General features: G+C 77.0%; 3 protein-coding genes. All 3 read right to left on the bottom strand.

What is annotated here, in order from left to right; genetic code table 11:
- Nucleotides 1–6 precede the first annotated feature (6 nt).
- From OHA81_RS28875 to OHA81_RS28865, 3 genes are read right to left on the bottom strand one after another with little or no spacing between them, the layout of a single operon-like run.
- Nucleotides 7–489 carry an acyl carrier protein gene (locus OHA81_RS28875; protein WP_329200709.1) on the bottom strand — a complete coding sequence of 161 codons (483 nt, stop codon included), beginning with the start codon at nucleotides 487–489 and terminating at the stop codon, nucleotides 7–9.
- The gene (locus tag OHA81_RS28870) at nucleotides 479–5,098 is read right to left on the bottom strand and encodes a polyketide synthase (protein WP_329200707.1); all 4,620 of its coding nucleotides are present in this window, start codon (nucleotides 5,096–5,098) and stop codon (nucleotides 479–481) included. The genes OHA81_RS28875 and OHA81_RS28870 overlap by 11 nt, the downstream gene beginning before the upstream one ends.
- A complete protein-coding gene (locus OHA81_RS28865) occupies nucleotides 5,091–12,236 on the bottom strand; it encodes an SDR family NAD(P)-dependent oxidoreductase (RefSeq protein ID WP_329200706.1) in 7,146 nt (2,381 codons plus the stop codon). The genes OHA81_RS28870 and OHA81_RS28865 overlap by 8 nt, the downstream gene beginning before the upstream one ends.
- Nucleotides 12,237–12,574 lie beyond the last annotated feature (338 nt).

Raw genomic sequence — 12,574 nt, 5'->3', positions numbered from 1 at the left:
GGCGGGTCAGCCGGCCGAGGTGGGGAGGGGGGACGCTCCGGGCGCGGGGACGGCGCGCGGGGGGACGTCGCGTGGGGGGACGTCGGGCGCGCAAGCGTCGGCTGCGGGAGTGACGGGCGCCGGAGTGACGGGCGCGGGAGTGACGGCAGCGGGCGTGACGGGCGCTGTGCCGGCCGGCGTGCCGGATGTGGTGCGCGCCGGGGCCTGGGGGAGGCAGGTGTGCGTGATCCGGCCTATGTGGGTGACGAGTTCACCGACGGACATCGCGAGGATGGCGTCCATGTCCTTCTCCGCCAGGAAGCCCATCAGGTCCACCTCGGCGCCGTAGCGGTGGTGCAGCAGCTCCGCGAGCGCGACGAACTCGACGCTCTCCAGGGCCAGGTCCTCGTTGAACGTCGTCTTCATCGTGACCTCCTCGGCAAGCAGGTACTCGTCGCCGACGATCTCCACGAGCATCGAGGTGATCTCGGCGAGGATGTCAGGTGCCATGACGGACCTCCGTGAGGGGGAAGGGGACGGGCGGTGGCGCCGCGGGGCCGACGGTCCAGGCCACGACGTAGTCGAGCGGCTCCAGGGTGAGCCGGGTGGTGCGGACCGGGTACGGGCGTCCGTCGGGCGAACGCACCAGCAGGGCGCCGCCGTCCGCGACGTCACCGTCCTCCGTCACCCGCCATGCGCGGGGCCGGCCGCCGAGCCCGCCGCCCTCCGCCTTCGCGGCGGCCTCCTTGGCGCACCACAGTGCGGTCAGTGCGGCAGCCGGGCCGGTGCCGTCCCGGGCGGCCAGCGCTTCGGCGAGGCGCAGTTCGTCCGGGCCGAAGGCGATGCGGACCAGCGCCTGCGGGTCGGTGGTCACCGGCTCCACGTCGATGCCGACCGTCCGCGAGGGGTGGGCGAGGGCGACGGCGATCCGGTCCTTGTGCGCGATCGACAGGCGCAGGCCGCCGGTCAGCGGGCCCCGGGCCAGCGGCCGGCCCGCCGGATCGTTGCCGACCGGCACCTCCACCGGGAACACCGGTCCCGCTCCGGCGTCCCACAACGCCTGGCGCAGCGCGTCCTTGGCGGCGATCCGGCCCAGCAGCCACGGCTCCCGGGCGCGCGGCGACAGCCGCTCGAAGACCTCCCGTTCGGCGGCGCCGAGGTAACGGCGCATCACCAGCTCCCGGGAGGCGGGGTCGGTCCAGCGCCGGCGGGCCAGGCACCATCCCTCGGGCCGGGGCTCGCCGATGCCGCACACCTCCGGGGTGAACTTCATCGGCCAGACCCGCTCGTCGGCGCCGAAACGGCGGTACGTCCACCCCTCGATCCGGGCCCACACCTCGCCGGAGGCGCGGCGCAGCTCGACGTCACCGCGCACGGTGACCGCGCGCACCTCGCGGATGCGGGCGGTGGCGTCGACCAGCTCCCGCGGGGCCGGCGGGGGCCCGAAGAAGCGGACCCGGCCCACGGTGGCCGGGAACACCAGCCGGTCCACCGGGAGCCGCAGCTGCATCCAGTGGCCGAACAGCTGCCCGGCGGCGTCCAGCAGCGCCCCCGGGTCGGGGAGGGCCCGCAGGACCCCTTCGATACCGTCCGCGCCCACGGACCGCACCTCGTGCACGGCGGCGAAGCGGGGGCCGTGGAACATCCACCGGTCGCGGTACAGCGCCTGCGCGCTGACGGGGGCGGGCCCCGGATCGCGCAGGGGGGTGGGGTCGGGCGCGGGCGGCGGCTCGTACCGCGGGCCGAGCAGTACGACCACGCTCGCGTACTCGCCGAGGGCGACGCGCGCCCGCCCCGGGCCGTCGCCCCGTACGGTGACCTCGACCTCCACGGCCGGTTCGACGGCGAGCCAGCGCAGGGCCCGGGCGTCCTCGTAGCCGACGACGGCGAGGCCGGGCGGGGCGTGCCGCAGGGCGGCCCCGGCGGCCAGCTCCAGCATGGTGGTCATGGGCACCACGGGGAACCGGTCGGAGTCCTCGGGCCAGCCGTCCGGCTGGAGGTACACGCAGTGGTCCCGCACGTAGGGCAGCTCGGCGAGGGACAACCGCAGGAGTTCCCTGGCCACGGCGCCGCCCGTGCCGACGGGGACCGCTCCGTCAGGGGCCGTGTCCGGGGGCCGTAGCGCCGCCCAGGCCCCGGTGACGCTCCGCGCGGCCGCGCCCGTGTCGGCGAGTACCGCGTCGAGGGCGGACAGCAGCACCGGTCGGGGGGTGGTGGGCTTGGCCGGCGGGGTCGGGGACGCGGGCGTCAGCAGGCCGGCCAGGGAGGTGCGGGCCGCCTCGCCGAGGTGGACCAGCGGGGAACCGAGGTCCAGGGGCACGGCGCGGCGCGCGACGGGGGACGGCGCCGACGGGGCGGCAGGGGCCGCCGCCGCTTCGCTCCCCGGTCCGGTGGTCCCTGCGTCGGCTCCCGCCTCGGCCAGCAGGTCCCAGCGCGGGGCGTGCCCGTCGCTCCACAGGGCGGCGCAGGCGCGGCGCAGCGCCGGGAGGCCGCCGAGCCGGGGCGAGGACGCGGCGACCGAGAGGTGCGGGCGTTCGCGCAGGGTGTCCTCGACGAAACCCGGCAGGCTGCCGGGGCCCAGCGTCACGAAGCGGCGGACTCCCTGGTCCTCGTAGAGCCGCAGGGTCAGCTCGCGGAAGCGGACGGGCTCCAGGAGGTGGCGGACCACCAGCTCCCGTACCCCGGCCGGCTCCGGGGGGAACGGCGCGCAGGTGGTCGCCGACCAGACGGGGAGGGAGGCGGCCCGCAGCGGCAGCCGCTCGAAGGCGCCCCGGACCTGGTCGAGGTAGGGCTCCCACATCGGGGTGTGGAACCCCGACCGGAAGGGCAGCTCCTGGCCGAGCACCCCATCGCCGCGCAACCGGGCCACCGCTGAGGCGACCTGTCCGGGGTCCCCGCAGATCACCGACTGGTGCGGGCAGTTGTCGTGGCTGACGACGACCCGGTCCAGGCCGTGGAGTGCCGCCTGCGCCCGCCGGGCACCGCAGCCGAGTGCCGCGTAGACCAGGTCCGGGACGAGGAGGTCGCCGGGCCGCAGGGAGGAGAGGAAGGTGTCGGCCGCCTCCTGCGGATACATGCCGGCGGCCACCATCGCCGCCCACTCCCCCATGCTGTGGCCCGCGAGGACGTCGGCCTCGATGCCGAGCGCGGGCAGGACCCGGGCGAAGAACCGGCTGGTCGCCATCGCGTCCAGGGCGCGTTCGACGAGGGAGGAGCCCCGGCCCAGCGGGGGCCGGGCCATACCCATCCGGTCCGCGACGTCGTCCAGTACGGGTGCGAACTCCGGTTCCAGGCCCGGGAAGAGGAACGCCGTCCGGCCGCCGAGCGGCTCCGGTGCGAACCATACGTCGCCGCGCCCCCGCCAGGGCCGGCCGCGCGCCACGGCCTTCGCGGCCAGCGCGAGCCGCTGGGGCGTCGGGCCGACCACCGCCAGCCGGCACGGCCCGTCGCCGCGCGACGCCGGGGGCGGTCCCTGTGCCGGTGCCGGTGCCGGCGTCGGCGTGGCCGGTCGGCCCGGTGACGGGTCCGTCAGCCGCTCCGAGAGCAGCTGGGCCAGTTCCGCCGGGCTGTCCGCCGCCAGCAGCAGTACGTCCTCCCCCGCGCGGGCCGGCCCCACCGGCGCGGCCGCGGTTCCCAGCGGCAGGAACCGCCGCACCGGAGCCACCGGACGCGCGGCCGCCGGGGCCTCCTCCAGCACCACGTGCGCGTTGATCCCGCCGAAGCCGAAGGCGTTGACCCCGGCCCTGCGGGGCTCCGGGCCGCGCTCCCACGGCTCGGCCACCGCCACCGGACGCATCCGGGTCCGTACGAGGTCCGGGTGCGGCTCCTCCAGGTGCAGGGTCGGCGGCAGCACCCCCTCGTGCACCGCGAGGGCCGCCTTGATCAGCCCCGCCATGCCGGAGGCCTGCATGGTGTGCCCGACCATCGATTTCACGGACCCGAAGCCGATGCGGCGCGCGTCACCCGGATCGACCGGCCCGAAGACCCGGGCCAGGGTGTCGAGTTCGGCCGTGTCACCGACCGGGGTGCCGGTGCCGTGCGCCTCCAGCAGCCCGAGCGCGCCCGGTGCCCGCGGGTCGAGCCCCGCCTGTCGCCAGGCCCGCTCCAGTGCCTGCACCTGGCCGGCGACCAGGGGGCTCATCAGGCTTGCCGCCCGGCCGTCCCCGGCCACTGCGGTGCCGCGGACCACCGCGTAGACGCGGTCCCCGTCGCGCTCCGCGTCCGCGAGCCGTTTCAGCAGCACGACCCCGGTGCCCTCGGACAGCAGTGTTCCGTCGGCGCGGCGGTCGAAGGGCCGGATGCGTTCGCTGGGGCTGAGCGCCCGCAGCTGCGTGAACACGCTCCAGAGGGTGGCGATGTGGCAGTGGTGCACGGCCCCCGCGACCACCGCGTCGCAGCGTCCGGCCGCCAGGAGCCCCACCGCCTGGTCCACGGCCAGCAGGGAGGAGGCGCAGGCGGCGTCCAGGGTGTAGGCGGGGCCCCGGAAGTCCAGCCGGTTCGCGGTACGGGCGGCGGTGAAGCTCGGCACCAGCCCGATCGAGGCGTCCGGCCGCTCGGGGCCGAGAGCCTCCTGGAAGGCCGACCGCACCGCCGCGATCCGGTGCTCGCCCAGCTCCGGCGCGAGTTCCCGTAGCGTCTGCGCCAACTGGTGCGCCGTACGCACGCGTTGGTCCAGGCGGGCCGTGGCCACTCCCATGAATCCGCCGCGCCCCAGCACCACGCCGATCCGGGAGCGGTCGGCGGGCAGCCGGTCCTCGCCACCCGCGTCGGCGATGGCCTCGGCCGTGGCGTGCAGGGCCAGCATCTGGTCCGGCTCGGCGCCCTCCACCGCCGCCGGCATGATGCCGAAGCGGGTCGGATCGAAGGCGGCGAGGCCGTCGACGAAGCCGCCGCGCCGGCAGTAGAAGCGGTCGCCCGTCACGGGGGCACCGGCGCCGTCCGGGTCGTAGTACACCTGCGGATCCCAGCGGCCCGGGGGGACTTCACCGATGCAGTCCGTGCCCGCGAGGAGGTTGCGGCGGTATCCGGCCAGGTCGGCCGCCCCGGGGAAGACGGCGCCCATCCCGACGATCGCGGCGTCCGTCGGGCGCGGGCCGGTGCGGTGGTGCCCGTCACTCATCGCCGCGCCCCTCTCGCGCCGTGAGGGCCTCCTGCGCCATCAGGACCACCTGTACGTCGCCTCCGTGCGCGAGTTCGGCGAGGAAGGCGGCGCTGCCGGCCTCCGCAGTGATCAGCGGGACGCCGCGCCGGGCGTACGCGCGTTCCAGCTCGGGGGTGACCATGCCGCCGGCCTCCGCCGCCCAGGGTCCCCAGTCGACGGCCAGGACCCGGCCGGGGAAGGACTCCGCCCAGCTGTGCGCGAGACCGTCGAGGGCGTCGTTGGCCGCGGCGTAGTCGCTCTGGCCGCGGTTGCCGTAGACCCCGGCGACGCTGCCGAACAGGGCCAGGAACCGTGGTGCGGGCGCCGTACCGTGTTCGGCGGCCGCGGCGGCCAGGTGGCGGGCGCCGGCCACCTTGGTGGTGAACACCTCGGCGAAGTCGGCGGGGCGTTTGTCGCGCAGCAGCCCGTCGCGCAGGATTCCGGCGCCGTGCACGATGCCGTCGAGCCGGCCGTGCCGGGCGCGGATGTCGGCGACGACCGCCCGTACGGTCCGGGCGTCGGTGACGTCGCCCTGGTGGTAGCGGACCGAGGCCGCCGCCGTGGCGAGGGCGTCCAGGGTGGCCCGTACCTCGCGCTCGGCCAGGATCCGGGAGGCCGCCGCCTCGATCTCGGCGGGCTTGCGGAGCCCGGTGGCGATCAGTGCGGCGCGCAGCGCGACCCGGTCGTGCGCGTGGCCGAACCCGTCCCCGGCGGCGGGCGGTTCGGGGGTGCGGCCGAGGAGCTCCACGTGGCAGCCGGTGGCTCGGGCCAGCGCGAGGGAGGTGCGGGCGGTGATCCCGCGGGCGCCGCCGGTGAGCAGCACGACGGAGCGGGCGTCGAGGGGCGCGGACGCGGGGGTGGCGGGCAGGGGCGCGGGCTGCGGGAGGCGGGCGAACCGCGACCCCTGGGCGGTGTACGCGACGGACGCGGGGGCGCCGTCGGCGGCCACCGCCTCGCAGGTCAGCTCGGCCAGCAGCTGCGCCGCGATCTGCTCGGGGGCCTCCTTGGGGTGTACCTCCACGGCTCTGATCAGCGCGCCGGGGAATTCGAGGGCGGCGCTGCGGGCGAAGCCGTGCAGGCCCGCGCCGCGGGTGCCGGGGGCGGTGACGAGGAGCAGCCGTCGCACCCCGCCGGTCAGTGCCCTGCGCAGCCCGGGGAAGGCCCCGGGCAGCACGGGCTCGGCGTCGGGCCCCTCGGGCGCCAGCGCCGACAGGTCCACGACGGCGTCCAGGGCGGCCTCCGCTTCGGCGAGCGGGCGCACGTCGGCCCCGTGGTCCCGCAGGACCCCGGCGAGCGCGGGCGCGACGCCCTGGCCGTCGCCGACGATCCCGATGCGCAGTCCGCGCAGCACGTCGGGGACGCCGGCGGCCGCGGGCAGGGGTACGGGAACGACCCGGAGGCGGCTGAGCGGTGCGGCCGCGTCCGCCGGCGGGGCCGGTCGGGCTGCCGGGGCGGGCGGTGGGGGTGGTGTGGGCGCGGGTGGCAGGCCGGTGGCCGCCCCCGCGAGGGCCGGTTCCGGGGCCGGGGCCGCCGGTACGACCGCGTGGTCCGGCGGGGCTTCCCCGGGCGTGGAGGTGCGGGAGACGACCCAGTCGACTATGCCGCGCAGCGTCTTGATGCGGGACAGTTCCTCGACCGCGGACTCGGCCGTACCGTCAAGGCTTTGCGGAAGCCCGATCCGGTCGGCGAGCGCGCCGGTGATCTCTACCCGCTTGATGGAGTCGATCGAGAGGTCCGCCTCCAGGTCCAGAGCCGGATCCAGCATGTCCCGGGGGTATCCCGTCCGGGCGTGCATGATCTCCAGCACCAGGTCCATCACCTCCTCGGCCGACCGGTGCCCGTCGTGGGCCTGCGGCGCCCGGGTGTCGGGAACGGCCGGGCCCGTCACCCCGGCGGAGGGTGGCGGCACGGTCGCCGCCCGCGGGGCCGGTTGCCCGGCGGCGGTACCGTCTGGCCGGGCATCGGGCCGGCTCAGGGGCCGGCCGTTGTGGGCCGAGGGCGCCGGGGCCGCTTCCGGACCCGGCATCCGGGCGCCTGCGGGCGCCGCCGCGCCGAGGTAGGCCAGCAGGACGTCCCGCTGTGCGTGGACCAGTTCGCGGCTTCCGCGGAGGTACTCCAGGACCGCCTGCTCGGCGCCGGGACCCGTGGCCGCCGCCCGCGCGACCGGCTCGGAACCAGTGAGGACCGGCATTGCGCTCGCGCCGTCGCCGACCGGAGCCGGGCCCGGGACGGCCCACCCCGCCGGCTCGGGGCCCGTGATCACCGGCACTCCGTTCACGGCGTCGGCGGGACCCCGGCCGGCCTGCGCGGCGCCGCCCGCGGCCGCACCCCGCAGGGGCTCGGCCCCCGGCGGCGGGGTGACGCGGACCGCCGGGCGCAGGCCGCCCGGGAGCGGGGCGCCGTCCGAGGTGCGGACGAGGTGGCCGTCGACCAGCCATCCCGGGCGGCGCGGGGCACGGTCCGGCAGGCGGGAGGTGCGGCCGCGGAAGAGGGCGTCCGGGGCGACCGGCACGCCCGCCGCCGCCAGCTCGGCCAGCGCCGTCACCAGCCGGACCAGCCCGTGTTCGCCCGGCACGTCCAGCGGCACCACCGTGTGCGGCCGCCCGTGCAGGATGCGGCCCAGCAGCGCGGAGAGAACCCGGCCCGGGCCCGTCTCCACGAACGTCCGGACGCCGGCCGCGTACATGGCCTCCACCTGCTCGACGAACCGGACCGGCTCCGCGAGCTGGCGCGCGGCAAGGCTTCGTACCTCATCGGCCGAGGCGGGATACGGGCCCGCCGTGGTGTTCGACCACACCTCGACGCCCGGCGCGGACACCGCCGTCACCGCCAGTTCCGCCGCCAGGTCGCCCGCCGCTCCCGCCACCACCCCGCTGTGGAACGCGCAGGCCACGGGCAGCGGTTCGGCCGACAGGCCCGCCCCGCGCAGCGCCGCCACCGCCGCGGCGACGGCCCGTGTCGGGCCCGAGATCACGCACTGCCGGGGCGCGTTGTGGTTCGCCACCACGCACCCGGTGCGTGCCGCCACCTCCCGTACCTCCTCCGGCGCCGCCGACACCGCCGCCATCGACCCCGGATCCGCCCCGGCGGCCGCGACGATCGCCTCGGCCCGGCGGACGCTGAGCCTCAGCAGGTCCGGCGTGTCGTACGCCCCGGCGGCCCAGAGCGCGGTGAGCTCCCCGTACGAGTGTCCGGCCACGCAGTCCGGCCGTACGCCCAGGTCCCGCAGCAGCAGGTGCGCCGCCGCCCCGGCCAGGCCGAGCGCCGGCTGGGCGACCCGGGTGTCGGTGACCGCCGCCCGTCGTGCGGCCCGCTCCTCGGGGGTGAAAGCCGCCGGTGGGAACATCGCCGCGACCACCCCGGCCGGCGCCTCGTCCAGGAGCCCGCGCAGCGCGGGAAAGGCCGTGAACAGCTCGGCGAGCATGCCGGGGCGTTGGCTGCCCTGTCCCGGGAACAGGAACGCCACCCGCCCCGGGTCGGCAGTCTCCTGCCGTACGTGGACCCCTTCCCCCGCGGTGAAGGTCCGCGCCCGCTCCAGCCGGGCCGCCAGTTCGTCGTGGTCGGCGGCGACGACCGCCACGTGGACCGGCCCGGGGTCGGCGGCGGCCTCCGCGGCTAGGTCGCGCAGCGCCCACGGCCGCCCGGCCGCGTCGTTCTCCTCCAGGCGGCCCGCGAGGCGTGCCATCGCCCGGCCGGCGGCGCGCCGGTCCTCGCCGCGGAAGCAGAACAGTTCGGCCGGCCACTGTTCCAGCCCGTGCGCGGGTTCCTCGGCCGTGCCGTGACCGGTGAGCACGGCGTGGTAGTTGGTTCCGCCGAAGCCGAAGGCGCTCACGCCGGCGATGCGCCGCTGCGGGGGCTCCGGCCAGGGCCGGGCTTCGGAGGTGAAGGAGAAGGGGCTGGTCCGGGCCTGCCAGGCAGGGTTCGGGGTGTCGACGTGCAGGGTCGGGGGGCGCACGCCCGTGTGGACCGCCCGGGCCGCCTTGATCAGCCCGGCCAGGCCCGCCGCGCACTTGGTGTGCCCGATCTGCGATTTCACCGAGCCCAGTGCGCAGGAGCCGGGTTGGGCTCCGGATGCGGTGAACAGGTCGCTGAGGACGGTCAGTTCCGTGCTGTCACCGACCACGGTGCCGGTGCCGTGCGCCTCGACCAGCCCCACCTCGCCCGGGCTGATCCCGGCGCGCTCGTAGGCCCGTTCCAGCGCTCGCCTCTGGCCTTCGGGCCGGGGTGCGGTCAGACCGAGCGAGCGGCCGTCGCTGGCGGCGCCGACCGCCTTGATCACGGCGTAGACCCGGTCGCCGTCACGTTCGGCGTCCGCGAGCCGTTTCAGGACGAGCGCGCCGACGCCCTCGCCGAGGGCGATCCCGTCGGCGGCCGCGTCGAAGGGCCGGCAGCGGCCGCCGGGCGACAGGGCGCGCACGGAGGCGAACATCAGGTAGTCGTTGATGCCGTTGTGCACGTCGGCGCCGCCGCACAACACCATGTCCGAGTCCCCGTCGCGCAGTTGGCGGCAGGCGAGGTCCAGGGCGGCCAGTGAGGAGGCGCAGGCGGCGTCGACCGTGCAGTTCGCGCCGCCGAGGTCGAGGCGGTTGGCGACGCGGCCGGCGATGACGTTGGCGAGGACCCCGGGGAAGGAGTCCTCGGTCAGGTGCGGCAGTTGCTCGTCCAGCGCCGGGGGCAGCTCCCCCAGGTAGGCGGGGTGCAGGGCGCGCAGTCCGTACGCGCCGGCCAGTTCGGTGCCGGCTTCCGCCCCGAAGACCACGGAGGTGCGGGAGCGGTCGAACTCGCGCCCTTTGCCGTATCCGGCGTCGTCGAGGGCGCGGGCGGAGATCTCCAGGGCCAGCAGCTGGACCGGCTCGATGCCGGTGAGGGACGCGGGCGGTATGCCGTAGGCGAGGGCGTCGAAGGGCAGCCGCCCGAGGAAGCCGCCCCAGCGGGAGGGGGTGCGCTCGCCGGCCCGCGCCGGGTCGGCGTCGTAGTAGAGCGCCGGGTCCCAGCGTTCGGCCGGTACCTCGGTCACGGCGTCGGTCCCGGCGAGCACCATGGCCCAGTAGGCGGCGAGGTCGGGGGCGCCGGGGTAGGCGCAGGCCATCCCGATGACGGCGACGTCGAGGGGGTCGGGCCCGGGCTCCGGGGCGGGCTCCGGTCCGGCGAGTTCGGCGGCCCGCCGCTCCAGGAGCGCGGTCGCCCCCTCGGTCACCTGGGCGTGCAGTGCGGCGACGGTGGTGGTCGAGGTACGCAGGGTCGCGGCCTGCCCGAGCATGAACAGCCCTTCCGCGTACTGCTGTTCGGCGCTGACAGCCTCCAACGCGGTGCCCTCCGGCCGGGCCCCCGCGACGTCATCGGCCGCGGGCCGCCGCAGGCCCTTCGAAGCGATCCGCAGGCGGCCCAGGTTGAGGCCCTCCAGCTCCTCCCACATCCGGCGCGGTTCAGTGCCGCTCTCCACGAGCCGGCGCCGGGTCTCCTCGAAGGTGTCGGCGTAGGGCGTGGCCGCGCAGCGCGTCGCGTGGCCGGGCGCGGTGTGCAGCAGCACGGTGCGCGTGCACTCCACCGCCGTCCGCTGGAAGCCCTGCAGCACCGCGCCGGCCGTCACCGCCTCCCGGGTGAACAGGTAGGCCGTTCCCATCAGTACGCCGACCCGCGCGCCGCGCGCCGCCAGTGGTGCGGCGGCCGCCGCCGCCATGGCCGCGGAGCGCTCGTCGTGGATACCCCCGGCGAACAGCACGTCCAGCGCTTCCGGTTCGGGGCAGGCCAGCAGCCGTTCGATCTGCTCCTCCCACAGCGGGAAGGAGGCTCGCGGTCCGACGTGCCCGCCGCACTCCAGCCCCTCGAACACGAACCGGCGGGCCCCTTCGGCGAGGTACCGCTCCAGCAGCCCCGGTGAGGGCACGTGCAGGTGGGTGCGGATGCCTGCGGACTCCAACGGCGCTGCCTGCGCCGGGGTGCCGCCCGCGATGATCGCGTACGGCGGCCGGGCCTCGGCGACGGCCGCCAGCTGCTCGCGCCTGAGTTCCGGCGGGGCGAAGCCGAGCAGGCCCACGCCCCAAGGGCGTTTCCCGAGCCGTTCGGCGCTCTCCGCCAGCAGCCGGCGTACGTCCGGGCCCTCCATCACCGCGAGCGCCAGGTAAGGGACCCCGCCCGCGGCCGCCACCGCCCCGGCGAAGGCGGCCTGGTCGCTGACCCGGGTCATGGGGCCCTGTGCGACGGACGACGGCCGGGTGAGCGGCCGGGCCGACACCGCCGCCGACAGGTGTCCGGTGATGGCGGCCCGGACGGCCCGGAGCACGCCGCCCGTGGTCCGGTGGTGCCCGGCGAGCCGGGCGGCCGAGGCCGCGTCCTGCCCGACCGGCAGCAGCTGCGTCCGCAGGTCCCGGGCGCCGAGCAGGGCGTACACGGGCCCTTCGGGCGGTTCCAGGTCGGGCCGCGCGTAGACGCGGTGTCCGTCGACGAGCCGCGTCTCGGAGCCGTCCATCGCCCTGAGCGCGGCGGCCACCTGCCCGGGCAGACCCGCCTCCCCTTCGGTGGTCAGGGCCAGTTGTACGTCGAGCAGGACCCCGGCCGCTCCGCCCGCGACGGCGGCCGCCGCCGTGTGCGGGCCGATCCCGCCGAGGGCCCGTACGGGCACCCCGACGTCCGGGTCCCCGAGCAGCTGCTGGAGCAGCACGAAGGTGGTGGCGCCGCCGACCCGGCCCCCGGCTTCGTGGCCCTTGGCGACGAGCGCGCCCGCGCCTGCGGCCACGGCGGCCGCGGCTTCGGCCCGGCTGGTGACCTCGGCCCAGACCCGGGGCCGTCCGGCCGCCGCGGCCCAGGCGGCCACCTCGGTCGCGGTGTGGTTCGTGGGGTCTGCGAGCAGCACCGTGTCCACCTCGGCCGGGAGATCCTGCGGCCGGGTGGGGCAGGCGGCGGGTACCCGTACTCCGTAGCGCCGCCCGGCCCCCAGCCTGCGGGCCAGTTCCGCGAAGCCGCGCCGCGCCGCGCCCGGCTCCCGGCCGAGGTCGAGCAGCCCCAGGGCCCCGGCCCGCTCGGCTGCGGTCACGATCCTCGGGTGCGGCTCCTCGAAGGGGCTGACGGCGACGACGAGGTCACGGGTGGCGGCGGAATGCGGGGGCTGGGGGGTCACGGACGCTCCTCTTCCAGTGCTGTGTACGTGGCGCAGTACGGGGCGGAAGAACGGAAGGGCGCAGGGCTGTGGCAAGGGAGGGCGCGGCCGTCTCGTACATCGGCCGGGCGACCCGCCGTCGGTACCGGTCTTGTTCGGTTGTCGAACATCCTCACGCCGCGTTGCATCGTGCGGGGGCCGCCTCACACTGTCAACAGGCATGCGGAATCGCCTGCTTCACACCATCGGCGGGCGCCCGCCGCGGGCCGGGACACCTGAACCGGCCTTCGGTGCGCCGTGGCCTGGGGCGTTACCCGTCCGGCCGGGCGGCCCCGGCCCGCAGACCGGCGCGGGGCGGG

It is taken from the genome of Streptomyces sp. NBC_00667 (assembly GCF_036226825.1).
Lineage (GTDB): Bacteria > Actinomycetota > Actinomycetes > Streptomycetales > Streptomycetaceae > Streptomyces.
This window is presented reverse-complemented; position numbering and strand designations above follow the sequence as displayed.

Coding starts and splice junctions, on each gene's coding strand:
- OHA81_RS28875 (WP_329200709.1), bottom strand. CDS start 489: ATGGCACCTGACATCCTCGCCGAGATCACCTCGATGCTCGTGGAGATC.
- OHA81_RS28870 (WP_329200707.1), bottom strand. CDS start 5,098: ATGAGTGACGGGCACCACCGCACCGGCCCGCGCCCGACGGACGCCGCG.